This is a genomic window from Blautia sp. 1001283B150304_161114_C9, from assembly GCF_015668165.1.
Taxonomy (GTDB): domain Bacteria; phylum Bacillota; class Clostridia; order Lachnospirales; family Lachnospiraceae; genus Blautia_A; species Blautia_A wexlerae.
Map to the genome: position 1 here is coordinate 26888 of NZ_JADPGO010000009.1, position 16684 is coordinate 43571.

Annotated in this window: 15 protein-coding genes and 1 riboswitch; of the genes, 13 read left to right on the forward strand and 2 right to left on the reverse strand. The window is 36.3% G+C overall.

Features of this window, described 5'->3' with window-relative positions; translation table 11 throughout:
* The first annotated feature begins 86 nt into the window (after nucleotides 1–86).
* The 5 genes from ligA to I4V44_RS06555 all read left to right on the forward strand — a co-directional run bounded on the left by ligA (nucleotide 87) and on the right by I4V44_RS06555 (nucleotide 5207).
* The gene (ligA, locus tag I4V44_RS06535) at nucleotides 87–2045 is read left to right on the forward strand and encodes an NAD-dependent DNA ligase LigA (protein ID WP_196002514.1); all 1959 of its coding nucleotides are present in this window, start codon (nucleotides 87–89) and stop codon (nucleotides 2043–2045) included.
* Between the two features lie 25 nt (nucleotides 2046–2070).
* Nucleotides 2071–3003: a homoserine O-acetyltransferase MetA gene (gene metA / locus I4V44_RS06540; RefSeq protein WP_022381035.1), complete on the forward strand. Its 933-nt coding sequence runs from the start codon at nucleotides 2071–2073 to the stop codon at nucleotides 3001–3003.
* Between the two features lie 340 nt (nucleotides 3004–3343).
* On the forward strand, nucleotides 3344–3757 hold the full coding sequence (locus tag I4V44_RS06545; RefSeq protein WP_055149328.1) for an HU family DNA-binding protein: 414 nt from the start codon (nucleotides 3344–3346) through the stop codon (nucleotides 3755–3757).
* Nucleotides 3757–3954: a hypothetical protein gene (locus I4V44_RS06550; RefSeq protein ID WP_118586717.1), complete on the forward strand. Its 198-nt coding sequence runs from the start codon at nucleotides 3757–3759 to the stop codon at nucleotides 3952–3954. Before I4V44_RS06545 ends, I4V44_RS06550 begins: the two co-directional genes overlap by 1 nt.
* Complete coding sequence (locus tag I4V44_RS06555; RefSeq protein ID WP_118586714.1) at nucleotides 3954–5207, forward strand: hypothetical protein; 1254 nt, start codon at nucleotides 3954–3956, stop codon at nucleotides 5205–5207. The genes I4V44_RS06550 and I4V44_RS06555 overlap by 1 nt, the downstream gene beginning before the upstream one ends.
* A gap of 233 nt (nucleotides 5208–5440) precedes the next feature.
* Here the strand turns inward: I4V44_RS06555 and I4V44_RS18180 are convergent, their stop codons facing one another.
* Nucleotides 5441–5695 carry a helix-turn-helix domain-containing protein gene (locus I4V44_RS18180; RefSeq protein WP_420314885.1) on the reverse strand — a complete coding sequence of 85 codons (255 nt, stop codon included), beginning with the start codon at nucleotides 5693–5695 and terminating at the stop codon, nucleotides 5441–5443.
* 167 nt (nucleotides 5696–5862) lie between these two features.
* A riboswitch (cyclic di-GMP riboswitch) is annotated at nucleotides 5863–5943 on the forward strand.
* An 82-nt stretch (nucleotides 5944–6025) separates the two neighbouring features.
* Between I4V44_RS18180 and I4V44_RS06565 the strand changes: the two genes are divergently transcribed.
* Entirely contained in the window at nucleotides 6026–10201 is a 4176-nt protein-coding gene (locus I4V44_RS06565; protein ID WP_118759348.1) for a leucine-rich repeat protein, read from the forward strand.
* Between the two features lie 21 nt (nucleotides 10202–10222).
* Nucleotides 10223–10906, forward strand: coding sequence for a hypothetical protein (locus I4V44_RS06570; protein WP_196002515.1), 684 nt, complete (start codon nucleotides 10223–10225; stop codon nucleotides 10904–10906).
* Between the two features lie 1191 nt (nucleotides 10907–12097).
* On the opposite strand, the gene I4V44_RS06575 is transcribed toward I4V44_RS06570, so the two are convergent.
* Complete coding sequence (locus tag I4V44_RS06575) at nucleotides 12098–12919, reverse strand: ArdC family protein (RefSeq protein ID WP_196002516.1); 822 nt, start codon at nucleotides 12917–12919, stop codon at nucleotides 12098–12100.
* A 5-nt stretch (nucleotides 12920–12924) separates the two neighbouring features.
* On the opposite strand from I4V44_RS06575, the gene I4V44_RS06580 reads away from it, so the two are divergent.
* The 6 genes from I4V44_RS06580 (at nucleotide 12925) to I4V44_RS06605 (ending at nucleotide 16509) form a co-directional block, all read left to right on the forward strand.
* Entirely contained in the window at nucleotides 12925–13242 is a 318-nt protein-coding gene (locus I4V44_RS06580; RefSeq protein ID WP_118586702.1) for a hypothetical protein, read from the forward strand.
* A gap of 95 nt (nucleotides 13243–13337) precedes the next feature.
* On the forward strand, nucleotides 13338–14501 hold the full coding sequence (locus I4V44_RS06585) for a peptidoglycan-binding domain-containing protein (RefSeq protein ID WP_182437897.1): 1164 nt from the start codon (nucleotides 13338–13340) through the stop codon (nucleotides 14499–14501).
* A gap of 328 nt (nucleotides 14502–14829) precedes the next feature.
* On the forward strand, nucleotides 14830–15090 hold the full coding sequence (locus tag I4V44_RS06590) for a DUF4160 domain-containing protein (RefSeq protein ID WP_055053094.1): 261 nt from the start codon (nucleotides 14830–14832) through the stop codon (nucleotides 15088–15090).
* 13 nt (nucleotides 15091–15103) lie between these two features.
* Nucleotides 15104–15388 (forward strand): DUF2442 domain-containing protein, encoded by a 285-nt coding sequence (locus I4V44_RS06595; protein WP_118586696.1) that lies wholly within the window; start codon nucleotides 15104–15106, stop codon nucleotides 15386–15388.
* 159 nt (nucleotides 15389–15547) lie between these two features.
* Complete coding sequence (locus I4V44_RS06600) at nucleotides 15548–15787, forward strand: hypothetical protein (RefSeq protein WP_008703324.1); 240 nt, start codon at nucleotides 15548–15550, stop codon at nucleotides 15785–15787.
* Nucleotides 15788–15918: 131 nt separating this feature from the next.
* A complete protein-coding gene (locus tag I4V44_RS06605) occupies nucleotides 15919–16509 on the forward strand; it encodes a zinc dependent phospholipase C family protein (RefSeq protein ID WP_118330407.1) in 591 nt (196 codons plus the stop codon).
* The last annotated feature ends 175 nt before the right edge of the window (nucleotides 16510–16684 follow it).

Genomic DNA, 16684 nt, shown 5'->3' on the forward strand with positions numbered 1-16684 from the left:
AGAGATCACAGCACAGGAGTGGGAAGAACTGAACCATTTACTGGAATCTTCCACAAGTGAAACAGTGATCAGAACAGGAGAACAGAATGGAAACAGCAGCGATCATGCGAATGAAAGAGCTGGTGCAAAAGCTGGACAGGGCAGCAAAGGCGTATTACCAGCAGGATACAGAGATCATAAGCAACAGAGAGTACGATCAGATGTACGACGAGCTTCAGGCTCTGGAGAAAGAGACAGGCACTGTTCTGGCAAACAGCCCAACCGTAAGCGTAGGGTACGAGGCAGTTGACCAGCTTCCAAAAGAAGAACACGAATCCCCCATGCTGTCTCTGGACAAGACTAAGGACAGAGAAGTTCTGAGGGAATTTATCGGGGAACACAAAACGCTTCTGTCATGGAAGCTGGACGGACTGACGATCGTTCTTACCTACGAGAATGGAGGACTTGCCAAAGCAGTTACACGTGGAAACGGTGTGACAGGAGAGGTTGTCACCAATAATGCCAGAGTATTTAAGAACATTCCTCTTAAAATCCCGTATCAGGGAAGACTGGTGTTGCGTGGGGAAGCGATCATTACCTATTCGGACTTTGAACGGATCAATGAATCCATAGAAGACGTTGATGCGAAATACAAGAATCCGAGAAACTTATGCAGCGGTTCTGTCCGCCAGTTAAACAATGAGATCACAGCCCGCAGGAATGTGCGTTTCTACGCATTTACGCTGGTAAGCGCCGACGGGGTTGATTTCCATAATTCAAGAGCCCGGCAGTTTGAATGGCTGAAAGAACAGGGATTTGATGTAGTGGAATACAGGACAGTCACAGCTTCAACGCTGGATGAAGCCATGGAATATTTTTCAACTGCGATCACTGAGAATGATTTTCCGTCGGACGGACTGGTTGCTCTTTATGATGATATTGCATACGGAGATTCCCTTGGAAGAACGGCGAAATTTCCCAGAAATGCTTTTGCATTCAAATGGGCAGATGAGATCAGAGAAACCCATCTTCTGGAGATTGAATGGAGCCCGTCAAGAACAGGGCTGATCAATCCGGTGGCTGTTTTTGAACCGGTTGAGCTGGAGGGAACCACTGTGAGCCGCGCCAGCGTACACAATGTGAGCATTCTAAAAGAATTGCAGCTTGGTATCGGGGATACGATCACTGTATATAAAGCAAATATGATCATTCCGCAGATTGCAGAAAACCTCACACGCAGCAGTAAACTGGAAATTCCGGATACCTGCCCTGCATGTGGCCATGGAACACAGATACAGAAGGTAAATGATGTGGAGGCACTTTACTGTACAAATCCTGACTGTGCCGCAAAGAAGATCAAATCCTTTGCACTTTTTGCAAGCAGGGATGCCATGAACATTGACGGACTGTCAGAAGCAACACTGGAGAAATTCATTGCAAGAGGCTTTATTCATGATTTCGGAGATATTTTTGAGATTGGAAAGCATCGTGATGAGATCGTGGAGATGGACGGATTCGGGGAGAAATCCTTTGAGAACCTGATGACCAGCCTTGATAAAGCTAAGGAGACTACTCTTGCGAAGGTGATCTACAGCCTTGGAATCGCCAATATCGGTCTTGCCAATGCAAAAGTGATCTGCAGGCATTTTGATGATGATCTGGAGAAGATCCGCCATGCAGATAAAGAGGAAATCAGCTCTATTGATACCATCGGACCGGTAATTGCCGGAAGTCTGACTGATTATTTTTCAAACGAGGATAATAACAGAAAACTGGATCATCTGATGAGCCATCTGACTGTTAAGAAAGAAGAAAAGACAGGTGAGCAGATTTTCCGGAACATGAATTTCGTTATCACAGGAAGTGTGGAGCACTTTGCAAACAGAGCACAGGCAAAGGAATTTATTGAGTCTCTGGGAGGCAAGGTGACCGGATCAGTAACATCGAAGACGAACTACTTGATCAATAATGACACAACTTCCAATTCTTCAAAGAATAAAAAAGCCAAAGAACTGGGAATTCCGATCCTTTCTGAAGAAGATTTCCTGAAGATGGCACAACAATAAAATAATAAGAACAGGAGATAAGATAATGCCAATTAAAATACAGAGCGATCTGCCAGTAAAAGAGATTCTGGAAAAAGAAAATATTTTCGTGATGGATGAGTCACGTGCATCCCATCAGGATATCCGCCCCATTCAGATCCTCATTCTGAACCTGATGCCTCTGAAAGAGGAGACAGAACTTCAGCTTCTGCGTTCCCTTTCCAACACACCGCTGCAGGTGGATGTCACCTTTATGGCAGTACAGAGCCATGAAGCGAAGAATACATCTGTGAGTCATCTGAATAAATTTTATCAGACATTTCCGGAACTGAAAAATAACAAATATGATGGAATGATCATCACAGGTGCTCCTGTAGAGCAGATGGAATTCGAAGAGGTAGACTACTGGAAGGAACTGGTAGAGATCATGGACTGGACAAACACCCATGTTACCTCCACCATTTATCTGTGCTGGGCTGCACAGGCAGGACTCTACCACCACTATGGACTGAAAAAACGCAAACTTGATAAGAAGATGTTCGGTCTTTTCTGGCATAAAGTGATGAACCGTAAGATTCCGCTGGTACGCGGATTCGACGATATGTTCCTTGCACCTCATTCCAGACATACGGAAGTTCCCATCGAGGATATCCATAACTGTAAAGAGCTGACAGTGCTTGCTGAATCCGATGAAGCAGGGCTTTTCCTTGCAATGGCAGACGGCGGCCGCAAGATCTTTGTAATGGGACATCCTGAATATGATCGTGTGACTCTTGACGGTGAGTACAAACGTGATGTCAGCAAAAACCTGCCCATCGAAATCCCGGAGAATTATTACAAAGACAACAACCCGGAAAACAGACCGCTCCTTATGTGGAGAGCACATGCGAACAACCTGTATACAAACTGGCTGAATTACTATGTCTACCAGTCAACTCCATTCGACCTGTATGGAACACCGGATTTCAGCGAAATCTAAAGGGTTTGTGAAAATACTGATTTCACGTATCTTACCGTATTTTCACACAATTTCATGCGAAAATGGAGTAAAAATGGGGTATGACATATATCTAACAATGTATAATAGGGAATTTCACACAGTAAATGCCTGATATTGCCAACTGAATATTTTAAACATCTGAATAAGTCCATGTACTTGTATAACTACAGGTATGTGGGCTTATTTTAGTGCTTAAAAATAATAGGTAAAGTTTGCAGATGAGTATGAGAAACGGTTTATCAGATTAGAAATAAGCAACAGAAAAAACATACCCGAAGAAATGGTGATTTAATAGAACAAAAACAAGGAGGAAATGACAATGAACAAAACAATATATGAAGCAGAGTTTACCAAAATGGTACATGATAAAATGAGAGAAGCTAATAGATTCAAAGAATATGAGAGAATACCCAAAAATAGGATAGGTGGAGATTACTGGAATACTTACTGGACAATCCGTTATATGCTTCGCACTATGACAGATATTTTAGAAAATGGAGATAAACTGGTATTATTAGGATACTTCACTGTAAAGCCTAAATTTTATAAGGAAAGAACAGCATGTCCTGGAATGGAAAGAACAGGAAAAAATGTGTATGAGATTCCAGAAAGATATAAGGCAAAGTTTAAATCTGGTACTGTGTTAAATCGTGCTTGCGAAGCGTATGGAGATTATCTCAAAGAAGAAGCAAATAATAAAGATGATGAATATGAAGAAGGAGAAGAAGAGTAATGAGATGTAAAGATTGTGAATATGTAAAATGCTATGCTGTCAATAAGAAGATGTATTATTGTGACAATAGAAATAGAACAAATCTGATGGGTAAACTGGGCGAGGATGTTTTACCTGAGACAAGTCCTGAGTGGTGTCCAATGGCTGACAGGACAATTGCTGATAATAATATGGATGAGAAAGGATTAGAGAAGTAATGGGAACAGGAGAATATCAAGTATGTGATAAATGTCATAAAGAAAAATCAATAGATGAATTTGATATATTAAAGTACAATGGTAAGCAATACCATATCCATACTTGTAAAAAGTGCAGATATGAGATCAGAAAAGCAAAGAAAAATGCTTTGAGTAACAATATAGATATTCTGATAAAAAGAAAATATAAGGAAATCAGACCAGAGAGGATTCTTGATCTGTCATTAACAAATATTGAATTTATTGAATATGATGAAATTTTTGTAAAGCTAATAGATTATAGAGATATATGGCTTTCCAATTATGGAAGAGTGATACAGAAAAAAGATGATACATATGTATTAGTAAAACTTGGATATGACAGCAATGGTGCAGCCCGTTGTGTCGCTTATAAGGATACATATGTAGATGGAAAATGGGTATACAAGAAAAGCACAATCTATATTGCTAAGATGGTTGTTCAAGAATTTGTGGTTAATGCAGATATGCGGAGTAATGTGTTTATCTGGCATAAGGGAATGAATAAAGATGACAATTATTATAAACATCTGTATCCTCTGAACAAAGAACAGTATCGTATTGTAAAGACTCATTATATGGAAACAGGTGACGATTCAGAAGAGTTTATTGTTAAAGTAATGAATGATCGTAAATTTAAGCCGGATTATTGGAGTAAACCATCTATGAAACCTACAATAGCAGGAAAGGGTTATCGTGGTGGAGTAGGTGTTGATGTTACTTCTCGTGTTTATAAACGATGGTGCGATATGCTACAAAGATGTTATAATGCTAAATTCCATGCAAGAAATCCTCAGTATATGAATTGCTATGTATGTGAAGAATGGTTGAATTTCCAAAACTTTAAAATATGGTATGAAGCACATGATTATGGAGAAGAGTCACAAGATTTGGATAAAGATATTCTGATAAAAGGTAATACTATGTATAGTCCAGAAACATGTTGCCTTGCACCACATATAATTAATACGCTAATTATTAACGGTACAAGAGCAAGAGGCAATTATCCACTAGGAGTTTATTTTGACAATGAAAAGAATAAATTTCGTGCAAGTCTGGCAGTTAGTGGAGAACAGATTAAATTAGGATATTATGATACTCCAGAAGAAGCATTTGCCAGATATAAAAAGTACAAAGAAGATTTTATTCAAGACTTAGCGGAACAGTATAAAGAAGAAATTCCACATAAACTATATGATGCATTGATGAATTGGAAGATTGAAATTACAGATTAAAATAATTATAGGCATATCAGGGAGTACAATCCTTGGTATGCCTATTTTTTTACGTTTTATACGTCTGCTGCCGAGCGGTACTCTTTAATGTAAAACTACCGCCCCTATAAACACGTATATTAAATTTTAAGGACGAATAATATACACACGAGAAAATCTTCATATGGTACATAAAAAACCATTATAAAGCGAAATACAAGGTCTGAGAGGTGCTCTGAGAGCATGATATATTATCATAAAGGTTGATCTTCATCAGAAGGAACATAGACACAAATATCCTGTATTTGACAGTGCAGAATACGGCACAAGTCATTAACAGTCTTCATAGAGATGTCTTGATTATGTTTAAGACGATGCAAAGTGCTATGAGACATATGATGCTTACTTGTCAAAGTATACCAGTTTTCATTTGTTTTTTTTAATGTTTCCCAGAATGGGCTGTAATCTATCATGGCTGTTCCTTCAAAGATATTTGATATCATTACCATAAAATAGATTCTTATACTTGAATATCTTCGCAATAACGAATATAATGTAAGTATTACAGAAATGTGATAGTAAATACGAAATGTCGAACAAATTTGACAAAAAGAATTGCATATTACATATAGCAGTAGTATAATCAAATTGTGAATTTTATGTGAAATGTTTATGCAATTGAATACAGCATAGCCAGAGAAATTTGGTGACGCAAAACTACAGGGTCTAAGCGAATGTATGACAGCCAGTTGCAACTATGATAATTAAGGCATTGCTTTTCGGGGAATAGAAGCAGTGTCTTATTTTATAAAAAGAAACAGAGAAAAGAGGATGACAGAATGAAGAAGAAAGTGTTAGCTTTTTTACTTGCCAGTACGATGGTTATAGAACCATTTAGTGTGGCAAGTGCAGCGGATTTTTCTGATGGTACGAAACAAGAAGCAGAGGTACAATTTAGTGATGATGCAGAAGAAGTACCAGAAGTGGAGAATGAAACTGATGGTATGGATCAGTTTAGCACAGATGCTGTTGGTGAGAGTGAGGAATCAACAGAGCAAGGTGAACTGATTGGTGATAGTGTATATGTAAAATTTGAAAATGATACTGCTACTATTTCTGGTACTGGGGATATGTGGGACTATTATGATAATGGATATGATTATACCAATAAACATCAGAATCCTTTTATTGGAAAAAGTGGAATTGAGAAGATTATTATAGAAGATGGTGTTACTAGTGTTGGCAGTCGTCTATTAAATCAATATGAGAATAGTGGTAGTGTAGAAAACATTTCACTGGGAAAAGATATTAAGAGAATTGGAAAATTGGCATTTTCTGGTTGCAACAATATAAAGCAGTTTCTGTTACCGATTGGATTGGAAGAGATTGATGAGAGCGCTTTTGAATATTGGAAGAGTATTGATAAAATTGTAATACCTGATACTGTAAAGAATCTTGGTAAAGAATGTTTTTTAGGGTGTTTTAATTTAAATTCTGTAGAACTTTCCCAAAATTTAAAAGATATTCCAGAAGGAGTATTTGCTTCGTGTATTAATCTTTCAGAAATAGAATTGCCGACGACTTTGAAAAGTATTGGGGCAAATGCATTTTATAATTGCAAAAGCTTAACAGAAATAGGATTACCATCAGGAATAGAAAGCATTGGAGGAAGGGCATTCCATGATTGTAGTAGCTTGATGTCTATAACATTGCCCAAAACATTAAAAGCATTGGGTGATGATGTTTTTTGGAATTGTACTAATTTGACAACAGTGAATTTTGAAGAAGGATTTTCTTGTAACATTCCAATATTTACGTTTGAATATTGTTCAAATTTAGTAGAAATCACAATTCCAAAAGGAGTATCTAACATTGAGCGAGAGGTTTTTTTCAAATGTTCACGTTTATCAACAGTTATAATTGAAGGAAATACTACAAAAATAGATTCTAAAGCACTTAATGATTGCCCTAATTTAAGAACAATCAAAGGTTATGACTGCTCATATGCAAAAAAATATTATGATTCGTTAAACGATGATCAGAAAAAATCTATTAAATTTGAATCATTAGGTGAAGGTTCTCATCAGTTTACAGCAGAAAAAGTTCAGATTAAAGGACCAACCTGTACAGAAAAAGGAATAAAAGCTAACAAATGCAATATTTGCGGAGTAATAGATGAATCAAGTAAAGAAGAGATTCCGGCATATGATCATTGGTGGAATGATGGTGTAATTATAAAGCCTGCGACAAAAACTGAGGAAGGAGAAGCTCAATATACTTGTAAACGCTGTAATGAAACAAAGATAGAGAAGATTCCTAAATTGTCTTCTATAAAATTTCAAGTTTCTCAAGGTGAGCAAGGGTGGGATAATCATTATCAATATTCATTTTATTGTACATCTAACAAAGATATTACGTACTACGTAGAATATGTAAAAAAAGACAGTGGACAACCTGCATATGATAATACAAAACAAAATGGGAAGATTAGAGAAAATGGTGGCACATATATAAAGGTAAATATTACGGATGAAGATGCAGTAGATATTTATGTTTTTGCTACTGATAATACAAATGGTGATTATGTATGTGTAAAAGTAACGCCTAATAACAATAATCGTCCGCAAAAACCTGTAATAAAAGCGGGAGATGATATTACTGCTATTATTGCAGGAGATACTTTGACTTTAACGGGTACAGGTAGTACTTATAATAATGGTGATTGGTATGACAGTAAGAACAATATTAAACATATTATTGTAAAAGATGGTGTTACATCTATAGGAAATTGGTTTTTTGAAAGATTTGATTCTGTAAATACAATTAAGCTACCTACAACATTAACATCTATAGGAAGTTCAGCATTTTACGGATGTTATTCTCTACAAAATATAGTGATTCCAGAGGGAGTAACAGAGATTGGAAATTATCTTTTCAGTGAGTGCAGTAGTTTGAAAAGTATTTCTTTTCCGTCAACATTAAATACAATACCAGATTTAGGTGGTATAGGTGAAGATGATGGACTTAATATAGAAAATGTTATTATAAATAAAGGTATTAAGAAAATTGGAAATAATGCATTTGCGAATTTGAAGAATTTGAAAAATATTACAATACCAGATTCGGTTACAAGTATTGGTGAATATGCATTTAGAGATTGTACAGAATTAACAAATCTTCTATTGCCGGATTCTATAATAGAAATTGAAGGATGTGCATTTAGTAATTGTACATCACTTGATAAAATTGTATTACCAAATAACCTTACATCGTTAGGTAATGACGTATTTGAATATTGCAATGCTGAAATAACTTTTCCTTCAGGTTTGGAACGCATACCAGAATTAGGAATGAATGCCACAAGAAAAGTAAACATTCCTGAAGGTGTGAAAATAATAGGAGAAGATGCATTTTGGGCTTGTAGTAATTTGAAAGAAATAACATTACCATCAACAATTACAAGTATAGAAAGTGGCGCATTTTTTAATACATCTATATCTGGATTTAATTATCCTCAGAATATTGATAGCATACCTATAAATGCATTTTGTGGAACAAAATTAACGGAATTTTCAGTACCCCCAAAAGTAACAGAAATTAATGATGATGCTTTTTATAATTGTACAGATTTAGTAAAAATTTCAATTCCAGAATCTGTTAAATATATTGGAACTGATGTATTTAAAAATTGTCGTAATCTTACTATTTATGGATACAAGGACAGTGCAGCGGAATCATATGCGAAAGCAAATAACATTAAATTTATATCAGCAGATTACAAGGTAATATTCAAGAATAATGGACGTACTCAGAAAACAGAATACGTATTAGAAGGTGAAAACGCAACACCACCATCCCTAAAAGAAAAATCAGGCTATACACTTTCATGGGATGCTGACTATACCAATATCCAAGAAGATATGGTAATCAATGCAGTATGGACAAAAAAAGACAACGGTGGTGGTAACACCACAATCATCGTAAGCCCATCAGAAACAAATAAATACACCGTAACATTTAAAGATCGTGGCAAGATTGTTAAGACAGAAAAAGTAAAATCTGGTGATGCAGCAGAGTACCCATATATCAATAGAAATGGATATGAATTATCATGGGACAAGGATTTCTCAAAAGTTACCGCAAATATTACAGTCAATGCAGTTTGGACGGTAATCAAGCCTAATAAGATTACAAGCTTAACAGCAGAAGTTCAGAAAACTTCTATTGATCTGTCATGGGATAGAGCAGAGAATACAGATTATTATCTGGTATATCGTAAAACTACATCAGATACAGAGTACAAGCAGATTAAAAAGACAACAAAGATTCTCTGGACAGATGAAGATGTAGAACCAGGAACAGAATATTCTTACAAGGTAGTGGGTGTTTGTTCTGTAGATGGCAAGAAATATCAGGGTGCAGATTCTGATATAGTTACTGCTAAGATTGGCACACCGCAGATTGGAGATGTATATTCTGTTGGGGATCTCAAGTACAAAGTCACAGGCGCAAAAGAAGTAAGCGTTATTGGTCTGGCAAAAGAAGAAGTAGAGATTAAGATTCCATCAGCAGTATCTATCAGCGGAAAAGTCTACAAAGTAACTGCTATACAGGATAAAGCATTCTATCAGAATGAAGATATTGTAAGTATTGCAATTGGTAACAATGTAACCTATGTCGGTAAATATGCATTCTACCAGTGTCCGAATCTGGAAACCGTTAAGTTTGGCAAGAGAGTAGCAGTTATCAGCACATGTGCATTTACTCAGTGTCCAAACCTTGAGAATGTGACATTACCATCAAGCATAAGAAAGATTGGTGCAAAAGCATTCTACCAGTGTACATCTATTAAAGTCTTAAAGATTAATGGTTCTGCTCTGGAATATGTTGGTAAGAAAGGTTTGGCAGTCAATAAGACGGTAACATTGAGATTGCCGAAGAAAGTGTACACCAAATATAGGAAGTTGATTAAGGCAAGTGGTGTATATTTTAAGACAAAGTTTGTGAAGTTTTAATAAAGAAAGGGGAATAAACGTATGAAGAAAGTCCGTAAATTTATGATGGTATTGGCAACTCTGGTGTTAATGTTTGGCTTGACGAATATTGGAGTGTCAAAAGTACAGGCAGCAAATCCTTTTATACAGAAAAGTGCTACATACTATTTGTATGAAAATAAAATTACACATGGTGGCATTATCAGTATTTATGGTCAGGTTCCGAATGCTAAGATTACAAATTTGAAAAATTCCAATCCGAATGTTGTTAAACTTAACTTAAATCAAGAATATGGAATTATCGGGTACACGATTCTTAAAGAAGGTATTTCAAAAGTATCTTTCCGATATGCAGGAAAAACACTTACCCAAAAGATTACAGTGGTGAAATATGAATATCCTTGTAAATCATTTAAAATAGGAAGTACGAATTATACTAAATATTTTAAAAAATCCAGACATTTCAATCATAATAATCGGAAGAAAGATATTACAGCAACTATAAAGATAGTACCGAAAAAAGGATGGAAATTAACCAAGATAGAAGTACAGAATATGTATGATGGTACGAAGAAAGCTAGGAATAATTCCAAAATAAAGTTGTCTATTAAAGGAACGGGAACGGGTGTACATGCATATTTCAAGAATATAAAAACAGGAATTGTAGAAGAACTATTTCTTGGATATGGTGGAGGAAACTTCCCAAATGAAAATATTTATGATTGAGTAATAGGATTGCAGCAGTCGTTCGATAATTTCAAATTTTATCCGTATCGTGAAAATGGAATACATCCACCCCATACGGACACACGCCCCTTCTACAGAAATGTAAACCACCCGGGGGTATGTCTCCCCTATGTCCTGGTACTTCACACACTTCCAGAGCAGACAGCAGAGACAGCATAACACAGCACCAGAGAACACACAACACAATAAACAGTATTCCATCATGTGACTGCCAGAATACAAAAAGCTTATAAGCTTCTGACCATCCCACCAGACAGCATAGAGAAATAGCAAAGCCCCTATAGCTTGTGGAGATGGACAGAGAACACCAGACAGAAACAACAGCGGATCACAGGAGAAGATACAAAAGTATAACCGTCCAGAGATGGACACGACAATACACAACACACTTAATATAAAAAGGCTAGGAGAATCACACACATAATTCTCTTAGCCTTAATTTTTTCTGTACTGGATAGTATTACAAATAATAATATATAATAAATATCAGATAGTAAGAAACGCAATAATACAATTAGAATAATACAACAGAATCACCAGACACAACACCAAACATAACAGCACCAGAAAACAAAAATCCTCACAGAGACAGCACAGAACATTCACAGCAACACAATAGAAAGCTACGCCCCAGATAACAGAAAGCAGACACAGAAATAGCGCACAGATACAGGATAGCAAGAGATAGCAACAGACAACAGCAGATAGCAAATTGCTTTATGATCTGGCACACTGGCAGAGAATCATATAGACACTTGCTCAAGGTTCTGTCATTGCTCTGTTACCCTGTCAATGTGTCAAATGTGCCTTGCTTCATTCAGTCACACATCATCATATAACTGACATACTGATATACACTATTATATATAATACATATACCATACTGTGCCATGCAATACACACTATATATACCATACCTGCACACACTGTTATATATGATACTGTACAGCACATATATACTCATACGCTCATATACTCTGATACACCATCACATTATCTATTATTACTCCATAAAGACATACACATCATACCTGTATATGCGTCACCTTCTGCCATGCCTTATATTATAATCTATCATACATATAATAAGATTCAGAAGCAGGATAGACAACAGCAGACATACGGCAGAAGGACATAAAAAAGAAGCGGTATATTTCAACCGCCTCTGTATCATTCACCAAGGATATAATTGACTGCTTTCTCTGCTCGACTGCTTGCAGATACGATAAACTTGTTATCATTCTTCAAAACCTGTAACCAGTTCTGTATATATGCTGTTGAGTTCTTAAAGGTCTGAGGTGTTTCAGTTCCTAACATATTCATGAGTGAAGCACTTCCAATCTCTGCAACTAATTCCTCTTTTGAATAGGTTTCACTTCCAAAACTTGCAATAGCTCCTGTTTCCAATCTGTCGAGCCTGCTCTTATGTCCTGTGCTGTGTGTCAGTTCATGAAATGTTGTACTGTAATACTCATTGATATTTTCATACTGTTCTTTCATTGGTACAACTACTCTGTCACAGGATGGGCTATAAAAGGCTTTATTGCTTGGCAGTTCCTTGAAGTCAAGATGTTCACGATTCACATACATTGTGATGATCTTGTCTGCTTCTTCTATTGGCTCAACCTCTCTAAATGGTACTTCTAAAGGTTTCACACCTTCCACCTGTGAGATGTGAAAGACGTTGTAATATTTCAGTACAGGTATCTTTCTGACTTCCTTTTCTCCTGTCTCTTCGTTTGTTTCTTCTTTCTGATATATTTTCCAGAATACAACGATTTCTGACTTCTCACCTTTTTTAATATGTCCACCTAAGTCTGACCACTGTTTAAATGTTGCATATTCTCCAGAATGTTTCAGAAGAATCTGATTGATAATGCTATAAGGTTTCTTTGTAATTCTGTTGTATGCCTTTGTTCTGACTCCCGTCCAAGGGCGTTTCCAAGGGATGTTCCCTTTTTCCAGTTCTGCAATAATTCTATCTGTTACCATTTCATATGAGAACTGAATATCCTGTTGAAATAGTACGTCAAGTTAAAAAGTATATTCATAATAAGAATACATACCTGCAATCTGAAATTGATAATAAATATACTTCAAAGCGTATTATACCGTTATCATATAGTGAGCGAGAGTATGTTGAAAAATTAAAGTCTCAACTCAGGGATGAAGCACCGATTGATAAGCTTCTGGAATCGTTGGGAGCCACAGCGGAACAATGGGGAGAACCTGATCCACTGGATGAGAGTGAGGATTTATTTAAAGAGGAAGCATCAGATGATTTTGAGAACCAGGAATCAAATGGTGTTGCATGATATTTAACTTTGTTATACATCATATCTTACTGTACAAGAAGGGAAATATCAGATATAATAGACATAAAAATAACCAAAGATGGAGTGTGAATAAAATGAAAAAGAAAACTGTTAAAAGTGTACTTGCTGTTGTTACAGCACTTTCTATGATGTCATCTATAACAGTAATGGCAAAAGAGGAAAATAAAACAGCATCTCAAGAAGATTTCTTAAATGATTTAAAAACTGGTATTGAAAACAGATGGGAGATTAGTGACAATGGAGGAGATACTGCCAGTATGTCTAGTGATGAAGTTGTAAAATTTGACACTAATCTTGTTAATGCGGAATATGATTTATTGAAGAAATATAAGGACTGCACATTTGATAATGCGAAATTCACAATGTTAGCAGACGCTTATATTACAGCACTTGAGACTCAATTGAATGGAATAAAATATTATAAGGATTCCAACAGTGTTTATTTGCAATATTGGAATGCCGGATATAATGTGAGAGCTATTACATTTCCTGATTTTGTAGATTATTATGGATTGGATATTGATGATACGGCAAGCTTACAAGAATTTAGGAATACAAAAACAGCATTGGAGAGTGGCGTTGGCACATATACAGTTACTACTACGACAACAGATACATCAACCACTGATACCAGTGATGTTAATATGGGGGCAAATCAGCAGCCAATAGAAATTTATAATGATGATGGTGTTAAAATAACGATTACAGGATACGGAAAAACTCAGTATGGTAGCGCAAGACTTACAATGAGTGTTGTAAACTTATATCACAAAGATTTAACTATTACATCATCCAGTAACAGTATAATAGTCAATGGTACATCTGTGAATTGTTCACCTTATGGAGAAATTCAAACTGGTAAAACAGGAGATGTCCTTTTAGAAATGTATCCAGAACAGTTAAGCGGAATAAATGTTGACGATATCAGCACTATTGATTTTAAATTAGCTATTCGAGTTAAGGATACTTATCAATTAAAGGCTGAGACAAGTGATATTTATTTAACTGTAAATAATGGTATTGTATCTCAGAGAGTAGTTTATACAGATAAAGAAAATATCCAGAAAGTACAGCAATTATTAACTAACTTAGGATATAATTCAGGCAGTACAGATGGTGTTCCTGGAAAGCTTACAAATAGTGCAATTCTTCAATTTGAAAAAGATCATGGCTATGCAGAAAACACAGATATTACACCAGAATTAATTGCTCAGTTAGAACAGGCAGCACAGCAGTAATATAACGGAAGGGAACTAAAACAGTCATCCGCATAACCATCCCATCCCTCACAGAATCCATTCTATCCTGTAATTCCTTATATATAACTTTAAATTTCCAACGAAAACCATGCACCCTAACAACTTTACCCTTAAAGCATTATCGTTGAAATTTGATGGTTATTTCTTCAATATATTGTGAAGAAATGAGTATAAGATGACTGCTGCTACACTGATATCTATATCTGTTTTGTCAGAATCAAAAAACAGGTTGCTGAATAGACATAATCTATATTATAATACAAGCATAAGAAACTGAAATTTACAAAAATGAACAGGAGTGAGAGCAGTGCCAGAAATATCATTGTTTTACGGAATACGTGTTACCATGTATTATAATGATCATATGCCACCACATTTCCATGCAGAATATAATGGACAAAAAGCATTAGTAGATATTAATAACATTCAAGTGATTCGAGGTTCATTACCAAATAAACAACTTAGACTTATATTGGCTTGGTGTACTATCCATCAGGATGAACTGATGCAAAACTGGGAACTTGCAAAAGATATGAAGCCATTAAATAGAATTAATCCGCTTATCTAAAGGGGGAAATCATATGAACGAATATTTTCCAACAGTAGTACAGGTGATACCATTGGATAACTTTCATGTGCAGGTATTTTTTGATGATGGCAAGATTGTAGATTATGATGCTACAAAAGATTTGAAAGCAGAAATATTTAAGCCATTAAGAGATATTGATGCATTTAAGGAAGCTTGTACCGTTATGAATGGTACTCTTGCATGGGATCTTTCTGGCAACAGAGATGAGTCCGGTTGTATTGACATTGATCCGTTTACTGTATATGAGTTAGAATCCATTAATAATCTGATTGCTTGAATAATGTGATCACAATTTAATATGAGCAGCATGAAAGCCCTCGGGAGTTAATCCTGGGGGGCTTTTGGTATAGCCAAATCTGTTGAAGTATGTTATTATATGCATCAGTTCTCAGAATCGGGAATATTCAGTTGAGATAAGAAAGGACACAACAATCATATGAACATAGGAAACAATATAGGAAATATCATGAAGATCACAGGTGCATGGAACACCTTTAAGAGCAATCATCCCAAGTTCCCGGCATTCTGTCAGGCAGTTTCACGCAAAGGGCTTAAAGAAGGAAGCATTATTGAAATTGCGATCACTACTCCTGAGGGAGAGAAGATAGAGACAAACCTGAAAGTAAAGGACAGTGACCTGGAATTACTGAAACAGTTGTCTGACCTGAAAATGTGAAAAAGTTTACAAAAATTTTATTTGAATAACAGGTATAAATCTGCTATAGTATTCTATGTTGGTTAAGTTGATTATTATTCGTTCCCATATATAAGAATGATAGGTTCTCAAAAGAAAGAAGAGGAAGAAAATTGCGTAAAAAATCACATATTTTATTAGCAAGATACCTTGCGGATCAGATGCAGACCACAGCAAGCCTGCAGTCTCACAGAAAGGCTTTCTGCCTGGGCAGCATTCTGCCGGATATCAAACCGTCCTTTATCACCAGGAGACACGAGTTCTACGGAACATTTGAAGATGTCAAGAACCGGATGAAAGAACTGGCAGATATCAGACCGGATGAGAGTAACCAGAGAGTTTACTGGCGGCGGTTCGGCGAAGTGATCCACTATATGGCGGATTATTTTACCTTTCCTCATAACAAAACATATACAGGAAGCTTCAGCCAGCATAATCATTATGAGAAAGTACTTAAGAACAGACTGAAAGAATGTATACAGCAGGGAGAAGCACATGCATATCTGGAACCGGCCATCCGCTTCGCAGATTTCTCCACCCTGATCGATTATATCGAAGCTACTCATGAGAAATACCTCAACAAGCTCCGCAGCGTGGAAGAGGATATCCGCTTTATCCTGAATATGTGTTTTCAGGTAGTGCAGGGACTGATACAGATCTGCATTGGTAATAAGAACTTTGCAGGAGCCATTCAGGCAGCCTGACAGAGATACGTTAAGAATACAGGAAGGCTGTGTGGAAATCATATCCGCACAGCCTTCCTGCATTCTGAAATATATCTTTCTCACTGCTTGTTGCTTTTCGCAACTTCTGCAGGGGGACTTACTTGATTCGGTTAAAATGTGACAAAAAAATGAATTTTGGTCAAATCTGGAATTT

Excerpts from the sequence above, each read along its gene's own strand:
- I4V44_RS06550 (WP_118586717.1), top strand. The coding sequence starts at position 3,757 with ATGAGATGTAAAGATTGTGAATATGTAAAATGCTATGCTGTCAATAAG.
- I4V44_RS18180 (WP_420314885.1), bottom strand. The coding sequence starts at position 5,695 with ATGGTAATGATATCAAATATCTTTGAAGGAACAGCCATGATAGATTAC.
- I4V44_RS06600 (WP_008703324.1), top strand. The coding sequence starts at position 15,548 with ATGAACATAGGAAACAATATAGGAAATATCATGAAGATCACAGGTGCA.
- I4V44_RS06575 (WP_196002516.1), bottom strand. The coding sequence starts at position 12,919 with ATGGTAACAGATAGAATTATTGCAGAACTGGAAAAAGGGAACATCCCT.
- ligA (WP_196002514.1), top strand. The coding sequence starts at position 87 with ATGGAAACAGCAGCGATCATGCGAATGAAAGAGCTGGTGCAAAAGCTG.
- I4V44_RS06565 (WP_118759348.1), top strand. The coding sequence starts at position 6,026 with ATGAAGAAGAAAGTGTTAGCTTTTTTACTTGCCAGTACGATGGTTATA.
- metA (WP_022381035.1), top strand. The coding sequence starts at position 2,071 with ATGCCAATTAAAATACAGAGCGATCTGCCAGTAAAAGAGATTCTGGAA.
- I4V44_RS06595 (WP_118586696.1), top strand. The coding sequence starts at position 15,104 with ATGAACGAATATTTTCCAACAGTAGTACAGGTGATACCATTGGATAAC.
- I4V44_RS06555 (WP_118586714.1), top strand. The coding sequence starts at position 3,954 with ATGGGAACAGGAGAATATCAAGTATGTGATAAATGTCATAAAGAAAAA.
- I4V44_RS06570 (WP_196002515.1), top strand. The coding sequence starts at position 10,223 with ATGAAGAAAGTCCGTAAATTTATGATGGTATTGGCAACTCTGGTGTTA.
- I4V44_RS06545 (WP_055149328.1), top strand. The coding sequence starts at position 3,344 with ATGAACAAAACAATATATGAAGCAGAGTTTACCAAAATGGTACATGAT.
- I4V44_RS06580 (WP_118586702.1), top strand. The coding sequence starts at position 12,925 with ATGAGAACTGAATATCCTGTTGAAATAGTACGTCAAGTTAAAAAGTAT.
- I4V44_RS06585 (WP_182437897.1), top strand. The coding sequence starts at position 13,338 with ATGAAAAAGAAAACTGTTAAAAGTGTACTTGCTGTTGTTACAGCACTT.